Source organism: Burkholderia sp. AU32262 (genome assembly GCF_020419985.1).
Lineage (GTDB): Bacteria > Pseudomonadota > Gammaproteobacteria > Burkholderiales > Burkholderiaceae > Burkholderia > Burkholderia semiarida.
In genome coordinates this window covers 94,066-120,304 of record NZ_JAIZRS010000008.1, presented here as the reverse complement: position 1 = coordinate 120,304, position 26,239 = coordinate 94,066, and the positions used below count along the sequence as shown (strand labels likewise).

Below are 26,239 nucleotides of genomic sequence, written 5' to 3'. Positions count from 1 at the left end.
GACAGGGGCGACGGGATTTTCCGATTCTATGCGAATGCCTGCGCGCGTCGGCATCGCGCGGCTAGAGCCTGTTCACGCCAATAACGGGCTTGCGCTCGCCCTAGCGGACCCCGTCGCCCGCACGCTCGGCGAGCGCCGCCCGCATCGCGCGCACGATCGCGTCCCGATGCGGGTCGATCCGCTCGACCGGCCCGGCCACGCCCATCGCCAGCGGCAGCCCGTTCCAGCCATCCGCGATCACCATCGAGATCATCGCGGCACCCTGCGTCACGGTGTGCGCCGAATACGAATAGCCGAGCCGGCGGGTCTGTTCGACCTTGTCGAGCACGACGTCCTCGTCGATCGTCCTGCCCGACTTCCCGATCCGGCGGATGCTGCGCGACACGAGCCGGCGGATCGTGCTGTCCGGCTGGATGCTCAGCAGCGCCCAGCCGAGGCCCGACATGCAGATCTCGCGACGCGTGCCGATCGGCGCGTAGAACTGCACCGGAATCGCGTGCGAACCCTCGACCGCGTCGATGTACTGCACGTACAGGTCGCTCTGCACCGCGATCACGACTGCCTCGTGCGTGCGCGCCGCCAGCCGCTTCGCGACCGCATGCCAGTGCCGCCGGCTGCCGGCCGCCGAATCGACCAGCGCTTCGCCGAGATTGACGAGCCGCGCGGTGGGCGCATACGCATGGGTTGCATCGTCGTAGGCGAGGTAGCCGAGCGTCTTCATGCTGGTCAGCAGCGCCGCCGCGCTCGACCCCGGATACCCGCAGCGCGTCGCGATCTCGCGCACGCTCAGCGGCCGCTGCAAGGTGCTGAAGAGTTCCAGCACCTCGAACACGCGTGCCGCGCTCTTGACCACGTTTCCGCTCATCCCGCCCTCTCCACAGCGACCGGCACGGGCCTTCCACGTATGTGGAACGGAATTTCCCGCCGCCGACCGTCGTGACGATACTAGGCTTCGGCCCGCGGCGTGAAGTCCCGCGGCACAGAACACACGGAGACACCATGGCAGCCTTTTTGATCCGTGAACGGCAGGGCGCGATTCTGACCGTCACGATGAACCGTCCCGACACCCGAAACGCCATTTCGGATAACGATGCAATCGACGCGCTGACCGCATGCTGCGACGAAGCGAACCGCGACGAATCGATCCGCGTGCTGATCCTGACCGGCGCCGGCACGACGTTCTCGTCGGGCGGCAACGTGAAGGCGATGCGCGCGTTCGTCGAAGCGGGCCCGCACGACCCTGCCGCGATCCGGACCAGCTATCGCCGCGGCATCCAGCGGCTCGCGCACGCGTTCCAGCACCTCGAAGTACCGGCCATCGCGGCGGTCAACGGCCCGGCCATCGGTGCCGGCACCGATCTCGCGTGCATGTGCGACATCCGCATCGCCGCCGAACGCGCGCGCTTCGCGGAGAGCTTCATCGCGCTAGGTCTCGTGCCCGGCGACGGCGGCGCGTGGTTCCTGCCACGGATCGTCGGCGCCGCGGTCGCCGCCGAAATGTCGTTCACCGGCGATGCGCTGGACGCGCAGGCCGCGCTGCGCTGCGGGCTCGTGTCGCGCGTCGTGCCCGAGGGCGACCTCCTCGCGCATGCGCACGAACTGGCCGGCCGCATCGCGCGTCACTCGGGCACCGCGCTGCGTCTGACCAAGCGGCTGCTGCGCGAAGGCCGCCACGCGAGCCTCGACACGCTGCTCGACCTGTCGGCGTCGTACCAGGCGTTCGCGCATGCCAGCCCCGAACATCGCGCGGCCGTCACCGCGCTGTTCGCCGCGCGCGGCTGAACCCGCGACGCATCGCGGCCGTGCAGCCGGCGCATGCCGGCCTGCCGGCCCGTCGAATCCACATCGAAGGAGACATCGTCATGACCAGAAGCAACGAAGGCGCGCTCGCAGGCGTGCGCGTGGTGGATCTGAGCCGCGTCTATGCGGGGCCGTTCTGCGCGCAGACGCTCGCCGACCACGGCGCGGACGTCATCAAGATCGAACCGCCGCAGGGCGACGAGACGCGCGACTGGGGGCCCGTGATGCCGAACGGCATCTCCAGCTACTACTGGGGGCTCAACCGCAACAAGCGCAATCTCGCGCTCGACCTGTCGCATCCCGACGGACGCGACGTGCTGTTCCGCGTGCTCGAAACGGCCGACGTGCTGATCGACAACTTCAAGCAGGGGACGCTCGAACGCTGGGGCATCGGCTACGAAGACTGCCTGCGCGCGCGCTTCCCGCGCCTCGTCCACTGCTCGATTTCCGGATACGGCACCGACGGCCCGCTCGCGCGGTTTCCGGGCTACGACGCCGTCGCGCAAGGCCTCGCCGGCTTCATGTCGATCAACGGCGAGCCGGGCGGCATGCCGCTCAAGGTGCCGTTTCCCGTCGTCGATTACGCGGCCGGCCTGAGCGCCGTCTCCACCATCCTGATCGCGCTCGTCGAGCGGACGCGCTCCGGCCTCGGGCAGCACGTCGACATCGACCTGTTCAGCACCGCGCTGTCGATGCTGCATCCGGTCAGCACGAGCTGGATGGCGACCGGCGACGTGCCCGTCGCGACCGGCAACGTGTACGGCGCGATCGCGCCGTACGGCGTCTATCCGTGCAAGGACAAGCCGGTCGCGACCGGCGCCGGCAACAACCGCACGTTCGCGCGGCTCGTCGACGCGCTCGGCGTGCCCGAGCTGGCGCGCGATCCGCGCTTCGCGACCAATGCGCAGCGCGTCGAGCATCGCGAGGCGCTCGACACGCTGCTCGGCCAGCTGACCGCCGAACTGCAGGCCGACGACGTCGTCGAACGGCTGATGCAAGCCGGCGTCGCGACGGGGCCGGTGAACACCGTGGCCGATGCGTTCGGCCATCCGCAGGCGACGCGCAACGCGATGTTCGTCGACACCGATACGTACACCGGCGCGGGCATCCCCGCCAAGCTGTCCCGCACGCCGGGATCGATACGCCGGCCGCCCCGGCCGTTCGCCGCCGATACCGACGCCGTGCTCGACGCATTCGGGATCGACGCGGCGCGCCGCGACGCGTTGCGGCAAGCGGGCGTGCTGCACGACACGCGGGCGGACGCCGCCGGGAGCGCGTCATGATCGCCCCGCCCGTTTCTTCGCCGACGGGCGACGATGCCCCGTCGATCCTGCGCGACGACGCCGACGGCATCGCGTGGCTGACGATCCATCGTCCGCACGTCGCCAACGCGCTGTCCGCCGAAGCGATCCGCCGCCTGTGCGACGAACTCGTCACGCTCGACGACAACCCGTCGATTCGCGTCATCGTGATCCGCGGCGCGGGCGAACGCGCGTTCAGCGCCGGCGTCGATCTCGGCGACCCCGAAATACGCGGGATGCAGCCGATGCGCGGGCTCGCGCGCAACGTGCACGAGCTGATCCTGGAGCTGCGCAAGCCGACCATCGCGGCCATCAACGGCCACGCCATCGGCGGCGGCTGCGAAATCGCCCTCGCGTGCGACCTGCGCATCGCCGCCGATCACGCGACCTTCGCGCTGCCCGAAGCACGGGTCGGCATGGGCGCGAACTTCGCGAGCGTGCTGCTGCCGCGCATGTTGCCGCACGCGATCGCGATGGAGTTGCTGTTCACGGGCCGCCGCTTCGACGCGGACGAAGCGCGGCACGTCGGCCTGCTGAACCGCGTCGTGCCCGGCGCCGCGCTCGACGACAGCGTGCGCGAACTCGCGCGGACGATCGCCGCGAACGCGCCGCTCACGATCCGCCGCATCAAGGAAACCGCGACGCGCAGCCAGGGGCTGCCGGTAGCCGCCGCACTGCGGCTGGACGTCGGCCCCGACGTCTATGCGAGCGAGGACCGGATCGAGGGCGCCCGCGCGTTTCTCGAGAAGCGCAAGCCGGTGTTCAAGGGACGCTGAGCCCGGCGCCGCACCGTGACACCCCGCGCGCACCGCTCCCAGAACGCGGGCGCGAATAAAACATGGACGGAGACACCTTCATGCAACGGAAAGCATTCCTGGTCGGCGCGTGCGTGCTGTGCGCCACGCCAGCGCACGCGTCGTCGGTCACGCTCTATGGGATCGTCGACAGCTACGTCGAATTCGATCGCATCGGCAGCCTGTCGAGCATGCGGCAAAGCGGCGGCGGATCGTCGACGAGCCGCTTCGGACTGACGGGCGTCGAGGATCTCGGCGGCGGCACGTCGACGAAATTCGTGCTGGAAAGCGGCTTCTCGCCGGCCGACGGATCGTTCCAGGGCGGCACGCTGTTCTACCGGCAGGCGTACGTGTCGCTGCAGAACACGCGCTACGGCGACCTGCGGCTCGGCCGGCAATACACGCCCGCGTTCTACGTCGTGTACGACGGCGATCCGTTCGGACTCAACGAACGGATGTCGCCGCTCGCGCTGCTCGCGACGTCGACGGACACGATCACTAGCAACACGACACCGCCGATTCCGCGCTTCAACCAGGCGGCGTCGTATCTGAGCCCCGACTGGAACGGCCTGCGTGTGATGGCCACGTACGGCTTTCCGACGCCGAACGCACTGTCGACGCAGGCCGGACGCAACTACGGCGCCGGGCTGCAGTACCGGATCGGCGGCCTCTACGTCGGCGCCGGCTTCCAGGGCGATACGTCGGCCGGCAACCTCGCGCCGGCCGTCGCCCCGTCGACGACCCGCCACTACGTGTTCGCGACCAACTACGCGTTCGCGCGGGTCAAGCTGTACGCCGCGTTCCTGTACGGCGTCGGCACGGCGGCGCGCCTGCCCGCGTTCTCGACCGCGAGCGTCGGCGCGTCGATCAACGTCGGCGCGCTCGATCGCGTGCTCGTGTCGGTGGTGCGCCGCGACGTGAAGGGCTCGGCGAACGACGCGACCGCGCTCGGCGTCGGCTACGACCATCCTCTGTCGAAGCGGACCTCGCTCTACGCACGCTATCTCTACATGAAGAACGGCGGCGACGCCCGCAATACCGTCGTCGCCGGCCTGCAACCGCAACCAGGCGGCACCGAGCAGGTGTTCGCGCTCGGCATCGTTCACCGCTTCTGACGGAGTGCCCATGCCCCCGACCCTTTCGACCCGTCCGGCCGCCGTCGACGACGGCGCGACGCAGGCGCTCTACCGCCGGATCTCGCGCCGGCTGCTGCCGTTCCTGATCCTCTGCTACACGCTGTCGTTCATCGACCGGATCAACATCGGCTTCGCGCACGCACAGATGGCCGCCGACCTGCACTTCTCCGACGCCGTCTACGGGCTCGGCGCCGGCATCTTCTTCATCGGCTACATGGCGTTCGAGATTCCCAGCAACGCGTGGCTCGCGCGGATCGGCGCGCGCCGGACGATTGCCCGGATCATGGTGCTGTGGGGCCTCGGCTCGGCCGCGACGATGTTCGTCACGACGCCCGCGCAGTTCTACGCGTGCCGCTTCCTGCTGGGCGTGTTCGAGGCCGGTTTCTTCCCCGGCATCCTCTTCTATCTCGGCGCGTGGTATCCGCCGCGGCAGCGCGCCAAGGCGTTCGCGCTGTTCATGACCGCGCTGTATCTCGCGGGGCTGATCGCCGGCCCGGTGTCGGGCGCGATCCTGTCGTACTTCGACGGCGTGGCCGGCCTGAGCGGCTGGCAATGGCTGTTCGTCGTGGAAGGGTTGCCGAGCAGCGCGCTCGGCCTCGTCGCGCTGCGCTTTCTCGACGACCGACCGGACGACGCACACTGGTTGTCCGACGCCGACAAGGCCGCGCTGCGCGCCGCGCACGCGCGGGCCGAAGCCGGTACGCCGTACGCGAACGCGGCGCGGCCGTTGCTCGCGCATCGCGATTTCTGGCTGCTGTGCGCGGCCAATTTCGCGATCGCGGCCGCAGGCTACGCGCTCGTGTTCTGGATGCCCGTGATCCTGCATCGCGGCGGCCTCCATGGCGCGATGCAGATCGGGCTGCTGTCCGCGCTGCCGTACCTGTGCGGCATCGTCGGCATGCTCGCGATGGGCTGGCGCACCGAGCGCCGGCGCGAATGGCGCAAGCACGGCGCCGTCGCGATGCTCGCGTGCGCGGCGGCGCTCGCCGGCCTCGCGAGCAGCGCCGGCACGTTGCACCTGATGATCGCGCTGTGCATCGCGGTCGCCGCGCACGCCGCGGCGCTGCCCGCGTTCTGGGTGCTGCCGGGGCTCGCGCTGCCGAAGCGCTCGATGGCGGTCGCGATCGCGGCGATCACGATGACCGGCGCGATCGGCGGGTTCGCAAGCCCGTTCCTGATGGGCGTACTCAACACGGCCACCGGGTCGATGCGCGGCGGCCTCTATTTCAATGCCGCGCTGCTGGCGGCCGGCGCGCTCGCGTTGCTCGGCACGCTGCGCGCCCGTGCGGCGGCGTGCGCGAACGCCGGCTGACGGTGCGATTTCTTCCTCCTCTGTACGGACCCCACCCTCATGAATTTCGACCTTGAACTCGAACACCGGATGATCCGCGACCTCGTCGCGCGTTTCGTGAAGGACGAACTGATTCCGCTCGAAGCGGCGGTGATGGCGCGCGAGGCCGACGGCCAGCGCTTCGGGCTGCTCGCCGACGAGCGGGCGCATCTCGACGAGCGCTCCCGGCAACTCGGCCTGTGGGGACTCGACGCGCCGCTCGACGCGGGCGGCTCGGACCTGCCGGCCGTCGCGATGGTCGGCGTGAACGAGGCGATCGGCACGACCGTCACCCCGTACATCCTGCCGCCCGATTCGCCGAACCTGCGGATGCTGTGCGACGCGGCCGACGATGCGCAACGCGCGCGCTATCTCGAACCGTACGCACGCGGCGCCACGCGTGCCGCGATGGCGATCTCCGAGCCCGGCGCCGGCTCCGATCCGGGCGCGCTGTCGACGACCGCCGTGCGCGACGGCGACGGCTGGGTGCTGAACGGCCGGAAGATCTGGATCAGCCACGCGGCCGAAGCGGACTGGACGATCGTGATGGCGCTGACCGACCGCAGCAAGGGCAAGCGCGGCGGCATGTCGGCGTTCATCGTCGAGCGCGACACGCCGGGTTTCGTCATCGAGCGCCGGATCCCGATGATCGGCGGACTGTCGACCTACGAAATCGTGCTGGAAGACTGCCGCATTCCCGCCGCGCAACTGCTGGGCCGGGAAGGCGCCGGCTTCGCGCCGATGCAGGCCCGGCTCGCGAACCGGCGGCTGGAGATGGCCGCATGGTGCATCGGCCGCGCCGAACGCGCGGTCGCGCTCCTGTGCGACCATGCGAAACAGCGCACGACCTTCGGCGTGCCGCTCAAGGAGCGCCAGGCGGTCCAGTGGTGGGTCGCCGATGCGCTCACGCAGATCCACGCATGCCGCCTGATGACCTACGAAGCGGCCGCGCGCGTGGATGCCGGGCAGGATGCCCGCACGCAGATCTCGATGGTCAAGGTGTTCGCGACCGAAATGGCGTCGACCGTCATCGATCATGCGATGCAGACGCTCGGCGCGATGGGCATGACGAAGGAAATGCCGTTGCAGCAGATGGCCAGCGAAGCGCGGCTGATGCGCATCTTCGAAGGCCCGACCGAGGTGCACCGCTGGGTCGTCGCGCGCAGCGTGCTCTGACCGCGGTGCGCCGCCCACTTCCACGATGGAGCCCTGCGTTGAACACCCTGCATCTCGTCGATCCCGAAATCCGCCCGCTGCTCGAGACCTGGCCGACCGTCACGCTCGACGCCGACAACCTCGCGCAGTCGCGCCAGCGCGTACTGCCGCTGCCGCCGCCCGACCCGGCCGGCAGCACGCTCGAACGCCGCACGGTGCCCGGCCCCGCCGGCGCCCCGGACGTCCCGGTCCTCGTCTATCTGCCCGACGGCCACGTGCGCCCGCTGCCGGCGATCGTCCACCTGCACGGCGGCGGCTTCGTGCGCGGCGCGGCAAAGGAGCTCGAAGCGGTGCACCGGTCGCTCGTGACGCAGCTCGGCTGCGCGCTGATCTCGGTCGACTATCGGCTCGCGCCGGAAACCGTGTTTCCCGGCGCGATCGAGGACTGCTACGCGGCGCTCGCGTGGGTGTTCCGTCACGCCGATACGCTCGGCATCGACGCCACGCGGATCGGCGTGGCGGGCGAAAGCGCGGGCGGCGGGCTCGCCGCCGCGCTGGCGCTGCTGGCCCGCGACCGCGGCGAATTCCGGCTCGCGTTCCAGCACCTGATCTATCCGATGCTCGACGATCGCACCTGCACGCGCACGCCGCATCCGCATGCCGGCGAATTCATCTGGCATGCGGCCAACAACCGGTTCGGCTGGACCGCGCTGCTCGGCCACGCGCCGGGCATCGATGGCGTGTCGCCGTACGCGGCGGCCGCGCGCGCCACGCGGCTCGACGGCCTGCCGCCCACCTTCCTGTCGGTCGGCTCGCTCGACCTGTTCCTCGACGAAAACCTCGACTATGCGCAGCGCCTGCTCCGCGCGGGCGTGCCGACCGAACTGCACGTGCTGCCCGGCGGCGTACACGGATTCGACATCGTGCCCGGCGCGCGGATCTCGGAAACGGCGCGCCGCCTGAGCCACGACGCGCTGCGCCGCTTCCTGCACGGCTGACCCAGACGACGCGGGCGGCCGAAGCCGCCCGCATCCGCGCCGATCCCGACGGCAACGATCAGAACGCATCCCCCGGCACGCGCACCCAGCCTTCCATCAGCACGCGCGCGCTGCGGCTCATGATCGCTTTCGTGACGGTCCACTCCCCGTTCTCGAACCGCGCTTCCGCGCCGACGCGCAGCGTGCCCGACGGATGGCCGAAGCGCACCGCATTGCGTTCGCCGCCGCCCGCCGCGAGATTGACGAGCGTGCCCGGGATCGCCGCGGCCGTGCCGATCGCGACCGCCGCCGTGCCCATCATCGCGTGGTGCAGCTTGCCCATCGACATCGCACGCACGAGCAGGTCGACATCGCCCGCGTTCACGCGCTTGCCGCTCGACGCGACGTAGTCGGCCGGCTTCGCAACGAACGCGATCTTCGGCGTGTGCTGCCGCGTCGCGATTTCGTCGAGCGTGTCGATCAGACCCATCCGCAACGCGCCGTGCGCGCGGATCGTCTCGAACTTCGAGAGCGCCTTCGCGTCGCCGTTGATCGCGTCCTGCAACTCGGTGCCCGTATAGCCGATCGCTTCCGCGTCGACGAAGATCGTCGGGATGCCCGCGTTGATCATCGTCGCCTTCAGCGTGCCGATGCCCGGCACGGCCAGATCGTCTACGAGGTTGCCGGTCGGGAACATCGAGCCGCCCGCGCCTTCTTCCTCGGCGGCCGGGTCCATGAACTCGAGCTGCACTTCGGCGGCCGGGAACGTGACGCCGTCCAGCTCGAAGTCGCCCGTCTCCTGCACCGCGCCGTTCACGATCGGCACGTGCGCGACGATCGTCTTGCCGATGTTCGCCTGCCAGATCCGCACGGTCGCGACGCCGTCGCGCGGCACGCGCGCCGGGTCGACCAGCCCGCCGGCGATCGCAAACGGGCCGACCGCCGCCGACAGGTTGCCGCAGTTGCCGGTCCAGTCGACGAATGCACGGTCGATCGCGACCTGACCGAACAGGTAGTCGACGTCGTGGCCCGGCCGCGTGCTCTTCGACACGATCACCGTCTTGCTGGTGGACGACGTCGCGCCGCCCATCCCGTCGATCTGCTTGCCGTACGGATCGGGGCTGCCGATCACGCGCAAGAGCAGCGCGTCGCGCGCGGCGCCCGGCGCCTGCGCGGCATCCGGCAAATCCTGCAGCCGGAAGAACACGCCCTTGCTGGTGCCGCCGCGCATATAGGTCGCGGGAATCCTGATTTGAGGAATGTGAGCCATGTTTGCGTTATCCCTGTGTGCGCCGGTCAGGCGGCCTGCGACGATTCGAGGAAGTCCTGCGCGAAACGCTGCAGCACGCCGCCCGCTTCGTAGATCGACACTTCCTCGGCCGTATCGAGCCGGCACGTCATCGGCACCTCGACACGTTCGCCGTTCCTGCGGTGAATCACGAGCGTCAGGTCGGTGCGCGGCGTGCGTTCGCCGATCACGTCGAAGGTCTCGGTGCCGTCGATGCCGAGCGTCGTCCGGTTGGTGCCCGGCTTGAACTCGAGCGGCAGCACGCCCATCCCGATCAGGTTCGTGCGGTGGATCCGCTCGAAGCCTTCGGCGGCGATCGCCTCGACGCCCGCGAGCCGCACGCCCTTCGCGGCCCAGTCGCGCGACGAGCCCTGGCCGTAGTCGGCGCCGGCGATCACGATCAGCGGCTGCTTGCGATTCATGTACGTCTCGATCGCTTCCCACATCCGCATGACCTTGCCGTCCGGCTCGACGCGCGCGAGCGAGCCCTTCTTCACCACGCCGTCGACGACGGCCATCTCGTTGACGAGCGTCGGGTTCGCGAAGGTCGCGCGCTGCGCGGTCAGGTGGTCGCCGCGGTGCGTCGCGTACGAGTTGAAGTCTTCTTCCGGCAGGCCCATCTTCGCGAGGTATTCGCCGGCCGCGCTGTCCGGCAGGATCGCGTTCGACGGCGACAGGTGGTCGGTCGTGATGTTGTCGCCGAGCACCGCGAGAGGGCGCATGCCCTTCAACGTGCGCTCGCCGGCAAGCGCGCCTTCCCAGTACGGCGGGCGGCGGATGTACGTGCTCTGCGCGCGCCAGTCGTACAGCGGCGCCGCGCGCTCGCCGGCGTCGGCGCTGCGCGCGAACATCGGCTCGTAGACCTTGCGGAACTGCTCGGGCTTCACGCTCGACGCGACGATCGCATCGATCTCCTCGTCGGTGGGCCAGATGTCCTTCAGCGCGACGGGGTGGCCGTCCCGGTCGTGACCGAGCACGTCCTTCTCGATGTCGAAGCGGATCGTGCCGGCGATCGCGTACGCGACGACGAGCGGCGGCGACGCGAGGAACGCCTGCTTCGCATACGGGTGGATACGGCCGTCGAAGTTGCGGTTGCCGGACAGCACGGCCGTCGCGTACAGGTCGCGCTCGACGATCTCCTGCTGGATCTTCGGGTCGAGCGCGCCCGACATCCCGTTGCAGGTCGTGCACGCGAACGCGACGATGCCGAAGCCGAGCTTTTCGAGTTCCGGCAGCAGGTTCGCTTCCCGCAGATACAGCTCGACCGCCTTCGACCCGGGCGCGAGCGAACTCTTCACCCAAGGCTTGCGCGTGAGGCCCTTCGCGTTCGCGTTGCGCGCGAGCAAGGCCGCGGCGATCACGTTGCGCGGGTTGCTGGTGTTCGTGCAGCTCGTGATCGCGGCGATGATCACCGCGCCGTCGGGCATCTCGCCCGGCTTCTCTTCCCACTGGCCGGCAATGCCGCGCGCGGCGAGATCGGACGTCGGCAGCCGCTTGTGCGGGTTCGACGGGCCGGCCATGTTGCGCACGACGCTCGACAGGTCGAACGTCAGCGTGCGCTCGTATTGCGCGTTCGCGAGTGTATCGGCCCACAAGCCCGCCGTCTTCGCATACGTCTCGACCAGCTTCACCTGCTCGTCGCTGCGACCGGTGAGGCGCAGGTAGTCGATCGTCTGGCCGTCGATGAAGAACATCGCGGCCGTCGCGCCGTATTCGGGCGCCATGTTGGAGATCGTCGCGCGATCGCCGAGCGTGAGGCTCGCGGCGCCTTCGCCGCGGAATTCCAGATACGCGCCGACCACCTTCTCCTTGCGCAGGAACTCGGTCAGCGCGAGCACGACGTCGGTCGCGGTGATGCCGGGCTGGCGCTTGCCGGTCAGCTCGACACCGACGATGTCGGGCAAGCGCATCCACGACGCGCGGCCGAGCATCACGTTCTCGGCCTCCAGCCCGCCGACGCCGATCGCGATCACGCCGAGCGCATCGACGTGCGGCGTGTGGCTGTCGGTGCCGACGCAGGTGTCCGGGTACGCGACGCCGTCCTGCGCCTGGATCACCGGCGACATCTTCTCGAGGTTGATCTGGTGCATGATGCCGTTGCCCGGCGGGATCACGTCGACGTTCTCGAACGCCTTCTTCGTCCACTCGATGAAGTGGAAGCGATCCTCGTTGCGACGATCCTCGATCGCACGGTTCTTCGCGAACGCGTCCGGGTCGAAGCCGCCGCATTCGACGGCGAGCGAGTGGTCGACGATCAGCTGCACGGGCACGACCGGGTTCACCTTCGCCGGATCGCCGCCGCCGTCCGCGATCGCGTCGCGCAGGCCGGCGAGATCGACGAGCGCGGTCTGCCCGAGGATGTCGTGACACACCACGCGCGCCGGAAACCACGGGAAATCGCGTTCGCGCTTGCGCTCGACGATCTGCTTCAGCGAATCGGCGAGGATCGCCGGATCGCAGCGGCGCACGAGGTTTTCGGCGAGCACGCGCGACGTGTACGGCAGCGTGTCGTACGCGCCGGGCGCGATCGCATCGACCGCGGCACGCGCGTCGAAATAGTCCAGCGACGTGCCGGGCAGGGGTTTGCGGTTGGCGGTATTCATGATGTGGGGCGGAATTCGGGGAATGACGCGCCGCACGCGCGGGCCGCCCGCATCACGGGCGCCGGCGCGCGCGGCGGGCGTTTCAGCGCTTCTCGATCGGCACGAACTGCAGGTCTTCCGGGCCCGTGTAGTTCGCGCTCGGGCGGATGATCTTGTTGTCGATGCGCTGCTCGATGATGTGCGCGCTCCAGCCCGACGTGCGCGAGATCACGAACAGCGGCGTGAACATCGCGGTCGGCACGCCCATCATGTGATACGACACCGCGCTGAACCAGTCGAGGTTCGGGAACATCTTCTTCGCGTCCCACATCACCGATTCGAGGCGCTCGGCGATGTCGTACAGCTTCAGGTCACCGGCTTCCTTCGACAGCTTGTGCGCGACGCCCTTGATCACCTTGTTGCGCGGATCGGAGATCGTGTAGACGGGGTGGCCGAAGCCGATCACGACTTCCTTGTTCTCGACGCGGCGGCGGATGTCGGCTTCGGCGTCGTCCGGCGAGCTGTAGCGGCTCTGGATCTCGTACGCGACTTCGTTCGCGCCGCCGTGCTTCGGCCCGCGCAGCGCGCCGATCGCGCCGGTGATCGCCGAGTAGATGTCCGATCCCGTGCCCGCGATCACGCGGCCCGTGAACGTCGACGCGTTGAATTCGTGCTCCGCGTACAGGATCAGCGACGTGTGCATCGCCTCGACCCACGACTTCGACGGCGCCTTGCCGTGCAGCAGGTGCAGGAAGTGGCCGCCGATCGAGTCGTCGTCGGTTTCCGTCTCGATGCGCTTGCCGTTGTGCGAGAAGTGATACCAGTACAGCAGCATCGAGCCGAGCGACGCCATCAGGCGATCGGCGATGTCGCGCGCGCCCGGCAGGTTGTGGTCGTCCTTCTCCGGCAGCACGGTGCCGAGCACCGATACGCCGGTGCGCATCACGTCCATCGGGTGAGCCGACGCCGGGATCTGTTCGAGCGCGGCCTTCAGTGCGCTCGGCAAGCCGCGCAGCGCGCGCAGCTTGGTCTTGTACGCGGCCAGTTCGGTCAAATTCGGCAGCGTGCCGTGCACGAGCAGGTGCGCGATTTCCTCGAATTCGCACGATTCGGCGACGTCGAGAATGTCGTAGCCGCGGTAGTGCAGATCGTTGCCGGTCTTGCCGACCGTGCACAGCGCGGTGTTGCCGGCCGTCACGCCCGACAGCGCCACCGACTTCTTCGGCTTGAATGCGCCTGCGGCGGCCGGTGCTGCTGCGTCTTTCGTCTCGCTCATGTTTTCCTTCTCCAATGGGTATCGGGGGTGCGGGCCGCGTTACTTCCTGCCCTGCGCGAACAGTTCGTCGAGCTTGCGTTCGTATTCGTGATAGCCGAGGAAGTCGTACAGCTCGGCGCGCGTCTGCATCGTCGGCACGACCGCCTTCTGCGTGCCGTCGCGGCGCAGCGTTTCGTAGAAGTTCAGCGCGGCCTTGTTCATCGCGCGATACGCGCCGCAGCAGTACAGCGCGATGTCGACGTTCGCCTCGCGCAGCTCGTCCAGCGTGAACAGCGGCGTCGAGCCGAATTCGGTCAGGTTCGCGAGGATCGGCACCTTCACCGCGGCCTTGAAACGGCGGTAGTCGTCGAGCGTCTTCATCGCTTCCGGGAAGATCATGTCCGCGCCGGCCTCGACGTACGCGACCGCGCGCTCGATCGCCGAGTCGATCCCTTCCGCGGCGGCCGCGTCGGTGCGCGCCATGATCACGAACTGGTCGTCGGTACGCGCATCGACCGCGGCCTTCACGCGATCGACCATTTCCTCGGTCGGCACGACTTCCTTGCCCGGGCGATGGCCGCAACGCTTCTGGCCGACCTGGTCCTCGAGGTGCACGGCCGCGACGCCGGCGTTGATGAACGAGCGGACCGTGCGCGCGATGTTGAATGCGCCGCCCCAGCCCGTGTCGATGTCGACCAGCAGCGGCAGGTCGGTCGCGTTGGTGATCCGGGTCGCGTCGATCAGCACGTCTTCCATCGTGCTGATGCCGAGGTCGGGGATGCCGAGCGAGTTCGCGGCGACGCCGCCGCCCGACAGGTACACGGCCTTGAAGCCGACGGCCTGCGCCATCTTGGCCGCGTACGCGGTGATCGCGCCGACCACCTGCAGCGGCTGCTCGGCCGCGACTGCCGCGCGGAACTTCGCGCCGGCGCTCTGAAGATGCGTATTGCTCATGAACGGCCTCCTGATGGAATGCCTGATAACAGCAAGGACCGGGCCAGCTTGCGGAATGTCGCTAACCCACTGATTCTTAAGCAACGGCCATAGGCGTTGCATCGGCCGTCGATTTCAATTCGGCAATTTGGTGTTTCAAAAATGAAATCGCACGCGCATAATCGGTCGTCATGGACCTCTCTTCGACCAAGCCCGTCGGCCCGGCCGACCGCACGGTGCGCCCGCGCATCTGGGCGATGGGCATCAGCCGGCTGCGCGAGCTGTTTCGCGAGATCGCCGGCGAATTCGACGAACGCGCCGACGTGCGCATCGTCACGCGTGCCTATGAAGATGCGCTGAGCGCGATCGCGGAAGCCGGCACCGCGCGGCCCGACGTGATCGTCGCGGCCGGCTCGAACGGCGGCTTCCTGAAAACGCGCGCGCAGGTGCCGGTGGTGGTCGTGTCGCCGACCGGCTTCGACGTGATGCAGGCGCTCGCCCGCGCGCGGCGCGACGCCGCGCGGATCGCGCTCGTCAGCGCCGGCGAAACGCCGCCCGAAGTGCGCCGCTTCGTCGCCGCATACGGCCTCGACGTGCAGTTTGCGTCATATCAGTCCGCGCAGGAAGCGGAAGCCTGCGTGCACGACCTGCGCGACCGCGGCATCGAGACGATCGTCGGCCCCGGCCTCGTCACCGATCTCGCGGCCAGCGCCGGCATGGGCGCGGTGTTCCTGTATTCGCATGCGTCGGTGCGCAAGGCCGTCGAGACGGCGCTCGAGGTCGCGTACGCGACGCACGCCGAGGCATTCCGCCGCCAGCGGCTCGATACGCTGCTGCAGCATCTGCGCGACGGCGTGGTCGCGCTCGACGCGCACGGCCGCGTCGAGGCGATCAACGAGCGGCTCGCGTCGGCGCTCGGGGTCGAACCGGCGGCGGCCGTCGGCCGCGCGCTCGTCGACCTGCGGCCCGAGCTGCGCACGCTGCGCGGCGAGGACGGCGACGCGCTCGCGACCGTGCGCGGCGTGCGCTACGTCGTGCATCGCGGGCCGCTCGTCGATCGCGGCGTCACGTCGGGCAGCGTGCTGACGTTCCAGGAATCGCGCGCGGTCGAACGGCTCGATCGCGCGTTGCGCTCGCAACCGACCACGCAGCAGTTCGCCGCACGCTATGCGCTCGACGACGTGGTCGGCGCCTCGGCGCCGATGACGCGCGTGCGCGACCTCGTGCGCCGCTACGCGAAATCCGACGCGACCGTGCTCGTGCTCGGCGAAAGCGGCACCGGCAAGGAAATGATCGCGCAGAGCCTGCATGCGCTGTCCGCGCGGCGCAGCTACCCGTTCGTCGCGGTCAACTGCGGCGCGTTTCCGGAAGCGCTGCTCGAGAGCGAGCTGTTCGGCTATGAGGAGGGCGCGTTCACCGGCGCGCGGCGCGGCGGCAAGACCGGCCTGTTCGAGGCCGCGCACCGCGGCACGCTGTTTCTCGACGAGATCGGCGAGATGCCGCCGTCGTTGCAGAGCCGGCTGCTGCGCGTGCTGCAGGAGCGCGAGGTGATCCGCCTCGGCTCGACCGAGCCGATCCGCATCGACGTGCGCGTGATCGCCGCGACGCACCGGCCGCTGCTCGCGGCCGTCGAGGCCGGCACGTTCCGCGCGGATCTCTATTACCGGCTCAACATCCTGAACATCGGCCTGCCGCCGCTGCGCGAGCGCGCGGCCGACATTCCCGCGCTCGCGGCGACGCTGCTCGTGCAGGCCGCGCGGCGCGAGCCGCGTCTCGCCGAACGCGTGCGCGACACCGACGACGCGCTGCGCGTGCTCGACGCGACGCAGGCGACGCTCGCGCGCTACCGCTGGCCGGGCAACGTGCGCGAACTGCAGAACGTGGTCGAGCGGATCGCGGTCGAGCTGGCCGAGGAAGTCGACGAAAGCGATCCGGCCGCCCCGTGCGCGGCGCTCGCACCCGGCGCGCTGCAAGTGATCGCGCCCGAGCTGTTCGCCGCGCGGCCCGATGCGGCCGACGCCGACGACGCGCAAACCCTGCAAGCGCGCCGTCGTCGAGCGGAGGCCGACGAGATCCGCGCGGTGCTCGACGCGTGCGGCGGCGACCGCGACCGCGCCTGCGCGATGCTCGGCATCAGCAAGACGACGCTGTGGCGCAAGTTGTCGGCGAAATAGGTTCGGGCAGCGCCGGCCGCGCCGTCATTCGGCCTTGTGGTAGTGGCGATACGCCTTCGCGCGATTGCCGCACGACGACATCGAGCACCAGCGGCGGCTGCCGTTCTTGCTGTCGTCGATGAACAGCCACTGGCATGCATCGTTCGCGCAGCGCTTGACCTTCGCGAGCCGCGCGCCGCCGAGCAGGTCGATCGCCGACCACAGCACCGGGCTCAACAACCCCGCGAGCGTCGCGCTCGACGCGTCGACCCGCCACGCATAGCGGCCATCGACGCGCGCCAGCGCAACGCGCGGCGACGCTTGCGCCAGAAAGCCGCCGAGCAGCGCGAGATCGTCGGGCTGCGGCTCGCGTTGCTCCGCCTGTGCAAGAAACAGCCGGTACAGCGCCTCGCGCAATGCGAGCGCCCGCGCAAGCATCGGCGGCGCGTCGCTCTTGTCTTTCTCCTTGTCGGGCACGCGGCATGCGTCGGTCAGGCAGGCCGGCACGCCGGCCCGCTCGCGGCACCACACCAGGAGGTCGTCCATCGTGGCGAAGGTTTCCGTCGGCGGATCGCTGCCGCGCCAGTACAGCGTGTTCGCGAAATCGACGCTCAGCGTATCGGGCGGCGCCGGGACCAGGCAGTCGGTCGCGACAGAAGGTTGCATTTTGTTCATGACGCGATCGTATCTAACCACCATGCCGGTTGACAAGCGCCCGAGCGATTTCTAACATAACCTGCATGGTGGTTAAAAACAGGTTGATTGCACTGACGCCTCTTCAATCCAAGGAGACACAGATGATCGATTGCCTTTCGTTCAGCGTTATCCACACCGCGGCCGGCCGCGCGTACGACGACAGCACGCTCGGCGCGCTTCGCTACAAGCGGCTGGCATGGTGCCTTTGAGCAGGTTTGCCGCACTGACGTCCCCTTCCGTTCAAGGAGCCACAGATGATCGATCACCTTTCATTCGGCGTTGCCCACGTCGACCGCAGCCGCACCTTCTACGACAACGCGCTCGGCGCACTCGGCTACAAGCGTCTGTATAGCGACGACAGCGCCATCGGGTACGGCGCGACCGAGCCCGAGCTGTGGTTGCAGCACGCGGCTCGCCCTGTCGCCGCCGATCCCGAGTCGGGGATGCACCTGTCGTTCAAGGCCGCGTCGCCGGCCGAGGTCGATGCGTTCTACCGCGCCGCGCTCGAGCACGGTGGCAAGGACAACGGCGGGCCCGGCAAGCGCGAGCACTACGGCCCCGGCTATTACGCGGCGTTCGTCGTCGATCCCGACGGATATCGGCTCGAAGCGCATTGCGAGCTGGACAACGTCGTTTGATCCGCTTCGTGCGGACGCCGACGAGCGACAACGGCCCGATTCCGCATCGCGCGGAATCGGGCCGTTGGTTTAGGGCTGTTCACGCTAATAACGGGCTTGCGCTGGCTGCATCGTCGTTCGGTTCGCGGCCGCCACCGACGGCGGCTGGGCCGACATGTCGGAGCGACTGACCGGCACGCGCGGGCGGGTTGCGCCCTCCGGCCAGCGCCCGCCGCGCACGCGCTTATTGCGCGTTGCGTGTGCGCTGCAACTGTTCGCCGAGCCCTTCGATCCCGAGGCGCACCGTCTGGCCGGCCTTCAGGAACACCGGCGACGGCTTGACGCCCATGCCGACGCCCGGCGGCGTACCGGTCGTGATCACGTCGCCCGGCTGCAGCGTCATGCACGCCGACAGATAGGCGACCAGTTGCGCGACGGTGAATACCATCGTGCGCGTGTTGCCGTTCTGATAACGATGGCCGTCGACGTCGAGCCACAGGTCGAGACGCTGCGGATCGGGCACTTCGTCGCGCGTGACGAGCCACGGGCCGATCGGGCCGAAGGTGTCGAAACCCTTGCCCTTGTCCCACTGGCCGCCGCGTTCGATCTGCCATTCGCGCTCGGACACGTCGTTGACGACGCAGTAGCCCGCGACGTAATCGAGCGCGCGCGCTTCGTCGACGTCCTTGCATGTCGCGCCGATCACGACGCCGAGTTCGACTTCCCAGTCGGTCTTCACCGAGCCCTTCGGGATATCGATGCCGTCGTTCGGGCCGCAGATCGAACTCGTCCATTTGCCGAACACGACCGGCTCCTTCGGCACCGGCATCCCGGCTTCGGCCGCGTGATCGGCATAGTTCAGGCCGATGCCGATGAACTTGCCGACGCGCCCGACGCACGCGCCGATGCGCGGCTCGCCCGACACGAGCGGCAGCGTGGCCGGATCGATCGCGCGTAGCCGCGCGAGGCCGGTGTCGGACAGCACGTCGCCGGCAAGATCCGGTACATGTGCGGACAGGTCGCGAATCCGGCCGGCCGCGTCGAGGATGCCGGGCTTTTCCTGGCCGGACGGGCCATAGCGAAGCAGTTTCATCGTGCTTAACCTCTGTTGTCGAATGAGACAGCATACCGGCCAGCGCGGCCTTCCGCAGCCGCGCACCGGACTGATGGTCGATCGTCGATTGCGCGCGTCGGCGCCGCATGCGGCATGCCGTCGACGCGCGGGGGTCGCGCGGGCGCAGCGATCGCGGCGCCATACGGAAGGACGGCGCGCATCGAACGGGCAGCCGCCGGTCCGTGCATCGGCGACGACGGCCCGGCACTTGCGACGCACGCCGCCCCATGCGGCCGGCTGCATGCGCGGCCGCGCCGTCGCCGGCCCGCAACCCTTTGTACCATCGGCCGCGCGCCGTGAAATGACGCGCGACGGATACCGACTATTGGTGCACCCGCAGACGCTGCGACGCAGCACGCGCTGCACCGGCGTCGGTGGCTCGGCCGCCATTCGCAATGGCGCCGGCCATCGGTGCGTGAATACTGGCTATTCGGGGTGCCCTGTCATCGGAAACGTTTGCCCATCCGTTCTTTTCCGGTAATGATCAGTAAAAAGACGCTGCATTGCACACTGTATGTTTATTGCTAAGCTCGTACGGATGGCTTTCATCGCCATCCGCGGGGCCGCCCTCTACACGTGCAGAACCGGCCAGCGTGCGTCGCCAATCGATCGAGTAATCCCCCAACCTCACACCGACAATGCAGACAACCAACGACCCGCTTCCCGGCTGCGACGCACGGGAATCGATGGCCGCTATCGAACGCTATCGCGCCCCCGCGCTCGACAAGGGCCTCGACATTCTCGAACTCCTGTCCGAGCAGAAGGAAGGACTCACCCGCACCGAAATCACGAAGGAGCTCGGCCGTAACGCGAGCGAAATCTACCGGATGCTCGAACGCCTCGTCGCGCGCCGCTACGTGATGCGTTCGACCGGCGGCGATCGCTACACGCTCAGCCTCAAGCTGTTCGCGCTTGCACACCGGCATCCGCCGATGAACCGGCTGATCGCCGAGGCGCTGCCGCCGATGCAGCGCTTCGCCGATGCCGCGGAGCAGTCGTGCCACCTGTCCGTCTACGATCGCGGCAACCTGCTCGTGATCGCCCAGGTGGACGGGCCCGGGCCGTGGGGCGTGTCGGTCCGGCTCGGCTCGCGCGTCGGGCTCGCCGATACGGCGTCGGGGCGCATGATGCTGGCGTTCCAGGGCGCCGAGCAACGCGCGCACATGCTGGCCGAGCACCGCAAGGTCAAGGGCGAGGCGCCGCTGAACGAACAGGAGCTCGCGACTGCGTGCCAGTCGATCCGGCAGTCCGGCTATCTGCGCCAGGACAGCCGCCAGGCGTACGGCGTGACCGACCTGACCGTGCCGATCCTCGGGCCGGCCGGCCATGCAATCGCGGTGCTGACCTGCCCGTACATGCGCCGGATCGATGCGCACATGGCGCCGTCCGTCGACGTGGTCGTCGGCGCACTGCGCGACACGGCCGCCCATCTGTCGATGTGCCGCACCGAGACCTGCTGACGCGCGGGATAGCCGGCCACGCGCACCGGGCAACGCGAAGCGGCGCCGGCTCCGGTTGCGCGCGGCGCCCGTGCGGTGGCCGATGCGCGATGTCGCATCGGGCGCCCGCGGCGCTACGCTAGAATAGCGGCCCTCTCAAAAACTACGGCGGCCGGTTGTCGCGGCCGTCGTGTCCGATGGATGTCATGGCCAAACTTCTGAACGATCAAGAATTCCAGCGTTTCTCCGAACTTCAGCAGAAGCAGGCAAGCTTCACGATCACGCCCGAGGAAGCGGACGAGCTGCGCGATATCGTCGCGCGCGCACAGAAGAAGCGCGACGATCGCGCCGCCGCGATGCAGGCGATCGAGAACTACATCGAGCAGTTCGACATCACGCCTGACGAACTCTTCTCGCCCGAGCAGATCGGCGACGCGGCCCGCACCTACGGGCTCATCACGGCGACCAAGAAGGAACGCACGCTGCCGCCGTCGATCACGTTCAACGGCAAGCCGTACCAGTGGACCAAGACACTTCCGGACGACGTGCGCGGCGCACTCTTCGATGCGTTCACGTCCGGCGAATCGGTCAAGCGCTTCATCGCGATGCCGAAAGACACCGCGCGCTGTGCGCTGACGATCGCCCGCCTCGAGCGCGAAACCGGCGCCGTCTATGCCGATCCGCACCTCGAGGAACTCGCGATTTCGCGCGATCAGGTGAACGACGCGGCGTCGAAACTCACCGCGTGAATGTCATCACGGGCACGCTTCCTGCGTGCCTGCACCCGCGCGTGACGCCGGCATTGGCCGGCGCCGCGCCCGCGGGAGCCGTGCATTCGCATGCTCCCGAAAAAGCTCACCTCGGCATCCTGCAAGCCCTCACCACCGCCTCCCGGAAAACCTCACCCAAGGCGCCCCGAGACGCTGACTGACACCTCCCGAACATCCTCACCGATTGCTCCCGCAAGTGCTCACCGAAGCGCCCCGGAAAGGCTCACCGGCACCTCCCGCAGGTGCTCACCGGCCGTTCCCGGGAAAGCTCACCGAATGCTCCCGTATCGGCTCACCACGCTGTCCCGGAAAAGCTCCCTCACTGCTCCCGAAAAATCTCACCTGTCTCACCTTCGTGATGGCTTTGAATCCGCGAGGCCGGCATATGGCCGCGAATATTTGCGAGCACATCGCTTGAAACGGCGGCGCAAGACGAATATCGCAGCACGCTGGTGCGCATCTCCCGACCTCATCCGTGCCTCACGATATCGCCGCGATCGACAGGCTCGACACGTTGGCAAGCGCTTCATCCGGGATGATTTTTCGACTTCTTTGCATTCCTGATCGAAATTCCGGCATGGCGAAACATCGCTGCCTCGACGCCATGCGCTCACCCTTCAGCGTCGGGGCGCGGACCGACGCCTACGGCTGCAACTTCATCCTGAAACCCACGACACCGGGCTCCTCCGTCGTCGACACCTCGAAACCGCACGATTTCGCGAGCGAAATCATCGCCGAATTCTCGCGTAGCGCCTCGCCGACCATCCAGGCGGTGCCGCGCGAGCGTGCGTAGTCGATGATGCGGGTCATCATCAGCCGGCCGAGCCCCTTGCCCTTCTGGTCGGGCCGCACCGCGATCGCGAACTCCGCCGTCTCGTTGTCGGGATCGGCCACCGCGCGCACCACCGCGAGCGTGTGGTCGCGCCCGGACACATCGGTAAACGACACGATGAAAGCCATCTCGCGGTCGTAGTCGATCTGCGTCATGCGCGCCACCTGCGAATGATCGAAGCTGCGCACCGCGCCGAAGAAACGCATCCGCAGATCTTCCGGCGTCATCGCACCGAGCAGTTCGTTGTGCGCGGCTTCGTCCTCCGGACGGATCGGGCGGATCGTCACCGTCTCGCCGTGCCACTCGAGCGTCTGCTCGAGGTGCCGCGGATACGGCATGATCGCGAGCCGGCTGCGCCCCGAAGCCAGCGTGATGCGCGGCGCGATTACCCATGCGCGGTCGGACAGCACGCGCAGCGTGACCGACATCGCCACGACTTCACGCACGTCGCAAACGGCCTGCGACAGCGCAGTCAGCGCATCGAGCGTGGGCTCGACGGGCGTGCTGCGCGCATACGGCGAGCGCTCCATCACCGCGCGGGCGAGCACGGTATTCAGCGGCGGCAGGCCGTAGACGACGAACGGCGCCGATACGCCGTCCGCCGGCGGCACGGCATAGCGAAACACCGGACCGAAGTTCGAATCGTCGTACATGTCGACCGTGATATCGACGATTTTCTTGCCGGCCGGCTCGTCGGGCTGCTCGCCCTGCAGACCGAAACGGGACAGCCAGGCCAGCGCGGCTTCGCCGGCCAGTTCATGCTGGCCGGCTTCGACCATGCGGCGCGCATCGGCCTGGGCCGATGCCACGCACTCGGCCGGCTGCAGCGGCGCGCCTTCCGGCGTCTGCATCAGCAGTTGGCGCCCGAGGTTGTAGTCGACGAGACGCGCATACGCGCGTGCGAGCCGCTGCGGCGTCGTATGCACCGGAATGCCGTTCGCGTGCAGCGCGTCGCGCGTCGCCGCGTCGACCGCGCCGAAGAAACACGCGAGGATGCCGCGATGCGCGTATTGCCGCGAGTCGATCAGCGTGCGCGCGACCCGATCGGCCGGCGCGCTGTGCGAAGTCGAATGAACGACGAACAGCGTGCCCGTCTGCGGAAACGGGGCGAGCGCCTTGATCGCCTCGGCAAAATGCTCGGGGCGCGCATCGTCGCCCAACGTGAGCGGGTTGCCGGGTGCCGCGAGATGCGGCAGCGCGGCAGCAACGGCCGACGTTGCCGCGGGCGACCAGTTTGTCAGTACGTCGCGCACCTCGGCCACCGCATCGACCGCGAGTTTCGCCACGCCCGCGTCGCTCGTCACGAGCGTCGCCGCCCCACGCGCGGTGACACGGCCGACGCCGAGCGTCTCGATTTCGTCGAGCAGATCGTCGAGCGCATCGACACGCACCATGCCCGCGCGCTGGAACGCCGCCGTGTACAGCGCGTCGCCAGGGTCGGCCCGGCCGGTGCGCAACGCGAGCACCGGCTTGTTGCGTGCGGCCGCGCGCGCGGCCGACATGAACTTGCGCGCCGCGCGCACGGTATCGAGTTCGAGCAGGATCGCGCGCGTGCCGGGGTCGCTTGCCAGATAGTCGAGTACGTCGCCCGCATCGACGTCGGATTCGCTGCCGAGCGCGACGACATGCGAAAAGCCGAGGCCGCGCGCATCGGCCCAGCCAAGCACCGCGTTCGTCAACGCATTCGATTGCGACACCCACGCGACGCCGCCTGATCGCGCCGTATACGCAGGCGCGCCGAAATGCGCATGCCGAGCGGGCGACAACACGCCCAGGCTGCCGGGCCCGACGATACGGAGCACGAACGGCTTCGCCGCCTTCAGCGTACGATCGACCGCGGCGCGATCGGCATCGGTGCGCGCCTCGCCGACGATCACCGCGACGCGCGTGCCGAGCTCGCCGAGCTTGCGCACGATGCCGGCCCAGGTCGCGGGCGGCGTGCAGATCACGGCAACCGACGGCGGCGCGGGCAACCGGTCGACATCGGAGACGACCGCATGCCCGTCCAGCTCGCGATATTTCGGGTTGACCGGCCACACGGGCCCCTGGAACGCGCCGTCGAGCACGCGCGACCACACCATCGCGCCGATACTGCCCGCGCGCGATGACGCGCCGACGACCGCAACGGACCTGGGCTGGAACAATGCATCGAGATGGCGAACGGTCACATCGGCTCCCTGCGGTGACGAAAGACGACACGATCGGCATGCGGCCGGGCAGGCCATGCGCCGATCGACGCGAACTCCAAGCATAGGCGAAGCGCCCGCGACTGCCTATATGCCGAACGGCCGACTATTCGACGGACGTCAATGCCCGCACCATGGGCCTGCACCACATGCGGCCCGGCATCGCAGCGCCGCTCGCACGATGCACGCAACGCGGCACGACGCTGCAGCCGCTCTCTCAAAGGTGAGGATTTACAGGAGCCATGGTGAGTATCTTCGGGAATCGCACGACATACCGCGCCACCACGCGAACGGTGATGAAAATCCGCGTCATGCATGCACCGCGAAAATGGCGAATGCCCATGCGCGTGCGCTGCGCCATTACGCGGTTGTTTACGGAAATTCCCCGCGATATGCAGTCGGATCGCGGCAAATTCGCAAAACGGTATCCGTTAATTGCGCGGCGGCGCACTTCAATCCGTCGGGGAAAATCGCATGACGCGCGCGCAAAAACAAAACGGTGCGAAGGCCGCATGGCCATTCGCACCGTCGGTCGACACGCGAAAGGTGAGGATTTTCGGGAGTCAGTCCTTGATCAGGAAACGTCCGCGATTCTTGCCGAGCCATGCCGGCGCCCGCCCGCGGCCACTCCAGGTTTCGCCCGTCTTCGGGTTCAGGTACTTCGGCGGCAAGGTGCGCCTGGGCTTCGCGGCGGCAGCGGCGGCCGCCGCTCCTGCCGGGCGAAAACCGAGCTCTTCCGGCGTGATGTCGTATTCGTCGATTTTCGCGCGGATCGTCGCGATCGCGTCGGCGATCGCCTTTTCACGTTCCTTGTCGATCTTTTGCTGAAGCCGTTCGAGCTGCGCGGTCAATTGCCTGTAGGTCGCCATATGGATGGGACTCCGTGAGTGTTATTCGTGAAAAACAAGTGACTCAAGCAAACAGAAAAGCGCTTCGCCCGATCGTGGTCTCCTCAGCCGGTCATTTCGGGATCAATAACCGCTTTTCTTCTTGCATGCGAAGAGAAGATTTCGTACGGCGTCATCCGTCGATTGCTGGATCACGTCGAAATCTCCATTGCACATGGCCCGGGCATTGTCCGTGCAATTGCTCCAGTCGCTGCCGGTGCATTGCACCTGCGTGGTCGGACGCCCGTCCGAAGTGAACAGCGGAGCACCGCCACCGCACCCGCCGAGCCCGGCAACCAGAACCAGCATCACGGCCGCCCGAGGCCACCGACAGACCGACGCAAGCATGTGTTTCATTGTTGTTCCCGTCAACCTTTTTTTGAATGTCGCGAGTATGCCATGGGCAGCCGTTCGGCCGTCAGTCCGGCGTGCGGTCGGGTTGCCCGCGCGCCTTGTACGGCAAGCGCTTGCGCGGATCGTCGGTGATGCGAATGAAAACCTGCTCGACGTCCGGAAGCGCCTCGAACTCGCGTTGCAGCGCCTGGCGATCGAATGCCGTATCCGCACATCCTTCGACGTAGATGAAACGTCGCTGCACGGTGATCCACAGGCTCGTGCCGCGCAGACGATCGGAGCCGGCAAAGTGCGCCTTCGCCGCATCGGCGATCGACGCGTCATACATGTACGAGTTCGGCTTCGTGCAGCGATGGGCGAGCCAGCAGGTCGTACCGCGTTCGGCGCGGTAGTGCGCATCGTCCGTCATCTCCGCGCGCGTCATCCACGGGCCGAGCGGCAACGGGCATTCGGCCACGTCCCGCGACAGCGCGACGAACGGATCGTTGTACCAGTTGCGCCGCGCGTCGGGCGCGTCGGGCGTGTCGGGCGTGTCGGTGTTGCCGGCCTGCGCGAGTGCGGCGCCCGCCAGCAACATGGTCAGCCACCCCGCGATGCCGATCTGCTTCATCGTGACTCCTGTTCGATGCGTTACATCGGG

22 protein-coding genes are annotated in these 26,239 nt (G+C 68.3%); 11 read left to right on the top strand and 11 right to left on the bottom strand.

The genetic code is table 11. The annotated features are described in order from the left end of the window. Positions 1 to 100: 100 nt before the first annotated feature. On the bottom strand, positions 101 to 865 hold the full coding sequence (locus LGN10_RS12095; RefSeq protein WP_059581813.1) for an IclR family transcriptional regulator: 765 nt from the start codon (positions 863 to 865) through the stop codon (positions 101 to 103). A 134-nt stretch (positions 866 to 999) separates the two neighbouring features. On the opposite strand from LGN10_RS12095, the gene LGN10_RS12090 reads away from it, so the two are divergent. The 7 genes from LGN10_RS12090 to LGN10_RS12060 all read left to right on the top strand — a co-directional run bounded on the left by LGN10_RS12090 (position 1,000) and on the right by LGN10_RS12060 (position 8,514). Further along, a complete protein-coding gene (locus LGN10_RS12090) occupies positions 1,000 to 1,782 on the top strand; it encodes a crotonase/enoyl-CoA hydratase family protein (protein WP_226223524.1) in 783 nt (260 codons plus the stop codon). 80 nt (positions 1,783 to 1,862) lie between these two features. Beyond that, positions 1,863 to 3,083 (top strand): CaiB/BaiF CoA transferase family protein, encoded by a 1,221-nt coding sequence (locus tag LGN10_RS12085; protein ID WP_226223522.1) that lies wholly within the window; start codon positions 1,863 to 1,865, stop codon positions 3,081 to 3,083. Next, positions 3,080 to 3,877, top strand: coding sequence for an enoyl-CoA hydratase/isomerase family protein (locus LGN10_RS12080; RefSeq protein ID WP_081075345.1), 798 nt, complete (start codon positions 3,080 to 3,082; stop codon positions 3,875 to 3,877). The genes LGN10_RS12085 and LGN10_RS12080 overlap by 4 nt, the downstream gene beginning before the upstream one ends. A gap of 80 nt (positions 3,878 to 3,957) precedes the next feature. Further along, positions 3,958 to 5,010, top strand: a complete 1,053-nt coding sequence (locus tag LGN10_RS12075) for a porin (protein ID WP_060011296.1) — start codon at positions 3,958 to 3,960, stop codon at positions 5,008 to 5,010. Between the two features lie 10 nt (positions 5,011 to 5,020). After that, positions 5,021 to 6,343, top strand: a complete 1,323-nt coding sequence (locus tag LGN10_RS12070) for an MFS transporter (RefSeq protein ID WP_226223520.1) — start codon at positions 5,021 to 5,023, stop codon at positions 6,341 to 6,343. Between the two features lie 39 nt (positions 6,344 to 6,382). Continuing rightward, positions 6,383 to 7,537, top strand: a complete 1,155-nt coding sequence (locus LGN10_RS12065; protein ID WP_059581800.1) for an acyl-CoA dehydrogenase family protein — start codon at positions 6,383 to 6,385, stop codon at positions 7,535 to 7,537. Between the two features lie 38 nt (positions 7,538 to 7,575). Next, positions 7,576 to 8,514, top strand: coding sequence for an alpha/beta hydrolase (locus tag LGN10_RS12060; protein ID WP_059581796.1), 939 nt, complete (start codon positions 7,576 to 7,578; stop codon positions 8,512 to 8,514). Between the two features lie 58 nt (positions 8,515 to 8,572). Here the strand turns inward: LGN10_RS12060 and prpF are convergent, their stop codons facing one another. From prpF to prpB, 4 genes are all read right to left on the bottom strand, one after another. Beyond that, positions 8,573 to 9,763 carry a 2-methylaconitate cis-trans isomerase PrpF gene (gene prpF, locus LGN10_RS12055; protein ID WP_226223518.1) on the bottom strand — a complete coding sequence of 397 codons (1,191 nt, stop codon included), beginning with the start codon at positions 9,761 to 9,763 and terminating at the stop codon, positions 8,573 to 8,575. Positions 9,764 to 9,789: 26 nt separating this feature from the next. Beyond that, complete coding sequence (gene acnD, locus LGN10_RS12050) at positions 9,790 to 12,384, bottom strand: Fe/S-dependent 2-methylisocitrate dehydratase AcnD (RefSeq protein ID WP_226223516.1); 2,595 nt, start codon at positions 12,382 to 12,384, stop codon at positions 9,790 to 9,792. A gap of 82 nt (positions 12,385 to 12,466) precedes the next feature. Then, positions 12,467 to 13,639: a 2-methylcitrate synthase gene (gene prpC / locus LGN10_RS12045; protein ID WP_059644323.1), complete on the bottom strand. Its 1,173-nt coding sequence runs from the start codon at positions 13,637 to 13,639 to the stop codon at positions 12,467 to 12,469. Positions 13,640 to 13,678: 39 nt separating this feature from the next. Next, entirely contained in the window at positions 13,679 to 14,572 is an 894-nt protein-coding gene (gene prpB, locus LGN10_RS12040) for a methylisocitrate lyase (RefSeq protein WP_059581788.1), read from the bottom strand. A 170-nt stretch (positions 14,573 to 14,742) separates the two neighbouring features. Between prpB and prpR the strand changes: the two genes are divergently transcribed. After that, positions 14,743 to 16,725, top strand: a complete 1,983-nt coding sequence (prpR, locus tag LGN10_RS12035; RefSeq protein WP_059644326.1) for a propionate catabolism operon regulatory protein PrpR — start codon at positions 14,743 to 14,745, stop codon at positions 16,723 to 16,725. A 24-nt stretch (positions 16,726 to 16,749) separates the two neighbouring features. On the opposite strand, the gene LGN10_RS12030 is transcribed toward prpR, so the two are convergent. Continuing rightward, positions 16,750 to 17,379: a CGNR zinc finger domain-containing protein gene (locus LGN10_RS12030; RefSeq protein WP_226093802.1), complete on the bottom strand. Its 630-nt coding sequence runs from the start codon at positions 17,377 to 17,379 to the stop codon at positions 16,750 to 16,752. Between the two features lie 275 nt (positions 17,380 to 17,654). Here LGN10_RS12030 and LGN10_RS12025 point away from each other — a divergent pair, with 275 nt between their 5' ends. Then, a complete protein-coding gene (locus LGN10_RS12025; RefSeq protein WP_059581780.1) occupies positions 17,655 to 18,038 on the top strand; it encodes a VOC family protein in 384 nt (127 codons plus the stop codon). Positions 18,039 to 18,261: 223 nt separating this feature from the next. Here the strand turns inward: LGN10_RS12025 and LGN10_RS12020 are convergent, their stop codons facing one another. Further along, positions 18,262 to 19,110 carry an ureidoglycolate lyase gene (locus LGN10_RS12020; RefSeq protein ID WP_059644333.1) on the bottom strand — a complete coding sequence of 283 codons (849 nt, stop codon included), beginning with the start codon at positions 19,108 to 19,110 and terminating at the stop codon, positions 18,262 to 18,264. A gap of 659 nt (positions 19,111 to 19,769) precedes the next feature. Between LGN10_RS12020 and LGN10_RS12015 the strand changes: the two genes are divergently transcribed. Further along, positions 19,770 to 20,591 (top strand): IclR family transcriptional regulator, encoded by an 822-nt coding sequence (locus tag LGN10_RS12015; protein ID WP_059581775.1) that lies wholly within the window; start codon positions 19,770 to 19,772, stop codon positions 20,589 to 20,591. Between the two features lie 176 nt (positions 20,592 to 20,767). After that, entirely contained in the window at positions 20,768 to 21,319 is a 552-nt protein-coding gene (locus tag LGN10_RS12010; RefSeq protein WP_059581772.1) for a hypothetical protein, read from the top strand. A 663-nt stretch (positions 21,320 to 21,982) separates the two neighbouring features. On the opposite strand, the gene LGN10_RS12005 is transcribed toward LGN10_RS12010, so the two are convergent. The 4 genes from LGN10_RS12005 to LGN10_RS11990 all read right to left on the bottom strand — a co-directional run bounded on the left by LGN10_RS12005 (position 21,983) and on the right by LGN10_RS11990 (position 26,209). Beyond that, a complete protein-coding gene (locus LGN10_RS12005; RefSeq protein ID WP_226223515.1) occupies positions 21,983 to 24,340 on the bottom strand; it encodes a GNAT family N-acetyltransferase in 2,358 nt (785 codons plus the stop codon). A gap of 581 nt (positions 24,341 to 24,921) precedes the next feature. Further along, on the bottom strand, positions 24,922 to 25,227 hold the full coding sequence (locus tag LGN10_RS12000) for an H-NS family nucleoid-associated regulatory protein (protein WP_059581767.1): 306 nt from the start codon (positions 25,225 to 25,227) through the stop codon (positions 24,922 to 24,924). A 102-nt stretch (positions 25,228 to 25,329) separates the two neighbouring features. Continuing rightward, complete coding sequence (locus LGN10_RS11995) at positions 25,330 to 25,602, bottom strand: hypothetical protein (RefSeq protein WP_059608900.1); 273 nt, start codon at positions 25,600 to 25,602, stop codon at positions 25,330 to 25,332. 61 nt (positions 25,603 to 25,663) lie between these two features. Further along, positions 25,664 to 26,209, bottom strand: coding sequence for a BON domain-containing protein (locus LGN10_RS11990; RefSeq protein WP_226223510.1), 546 nt, complete (start codon positions 26,207 to 26,209; stop codon positions 25,664 to 25,666). Positions 26,210 to 26,239: the final 30 nt, after the last annotated feature.

Coding starts and splice junctions, on each gene's coding strand:
- LGN10_RS12075 (WP_060011296.1), top strand. CDS start 3,958: ATGCAACGGAAAGCATTCCTGGTCGGCGCGTGCGTGCTGTGCGCCACG.
- prpF (WP_226223518.1), bottom strand. CDS start 9,763: ATGGCTCACATTCCTCAAATCAGGATTCCCGCGACCTATATGCGCGGC.
- LGN10_RS12095 (WP_059581813.1), bottom strand. CDS start 865: ATGAGCGGAAACGTGGTCAAGAGCGCGGCACGCGTGTTCGAGGTGCTG.
- LGN10_RS12070 (WP_226223520.1), top strand. CDS start 5,021: ATGCCCCCGACCCTTTCGACCCGTCCGGCCGCCGTCGACGACGGCGCG.
- acnD (WP_226223516.1), bottom strand. CDS start 12,384: ATGAATACCGCCAACCGCAAACCCCTGCCCGGCACGTCGCTGGACTAT.
- LGN10_RS12000 (WP_059581767.1), bottom strand. CDS start 25,227: ATGGCGACCTACAGGCAATTGACCGCGCAGCTCGAACGGCTTCAGCAA.
- LGN10_RS12015 (WP_059581775.1), top strand. CDS start 19,770: ATGCAGACAACCAACGACCCGCTTCCCGGCTGCGACGCACGGGAATCG.
- prpC (WP_059644323.1), bottom strand. CDS start 13,639: ATGAGCGAGACGAAAGACGCAGCAGCACCGGCCGCCGCAGGCGCATTC.
- LGN10_RS12025 (WP_059581780.1), top strand. CDS start 17,655: ATGATCGATCACCTTTCATTCGGCGTTGCCCACGTCGACCGCAGCCGC.
- LGN10_RS11995 (WP_059608900.1), bottom strand. CDS start 25,602: ATGAAACACATGCTTGCGTCGGTCTGTCGGTGGCCTCGGGCGGCCGTG.
- LGN10_RS12010 (WP_059581772.1), top strand. CDS start 20,768: ATGGATGTCATGGCCAAACTTCTGAACGATCAAGAATTCCAGCGTTTC.
- prpB (WP_059581788.1), bottom strand. CDS start 14,572: ATGAGCAATACGCATCTTCAGAGCGCCGGCGCGAAGTTCCGCGCGGCA.
- LGN10_RS12030 (WP_226093802.1), bottom strand. CDS start 17,379: ATGAACAAAATGCAACCTTCTGTCGCGACCGACTGCCTGGTCCCGGCG.
- LGN10_RS12085 (WP_226223522.1), top strand. CDS start 1,863: ATGACCAGAAGCAACGAAGGCGCGCTCGCAGGCGTGCGCGTGGTGGAT.
- LGN10_RS12020 (WP_059644333.1), bottom strand. CDS start 19,110: ATGAAACTGCTTCGCTATGGCCCGTCCGGCCAGGAAAAGCCCGGCATC.
- LGN10_RS11990 (WP_226223510.1), bottom strand. CDS start 26,209: ATGAAGCAGATCGGCATCGCGGGGTGGCTGACCATGTTGCTGGCGGGC.
- LGN10_RS12065 (WP_059581800.1), top strand. CDS start 6,383: ATGAATTTCGACCTTGAACTCGAACACCGGATGATCCGCGACCTCGTC.
- LGN10_RS12090 (WP_226223524.1), top strand. CDS start 1,000: ATGGCAGCCTTTTTGATCCGTGAACGGCAGGGCGCGATTCTGACCGTC.
- prpR (WP_059644326.1), top strand. CDS start 14,743: ATGGACCTCTCTTCGACCAAGCCCGTCGGCCCGGCCGACCGCACGGTG.
- LGN10_RS12080 (WP_081075345.1), top strand. CDS start 3,080: ATGATCGCCCCGCCCGTTTCTTCGCCGACGGGCGACGATGCCCCGTCG.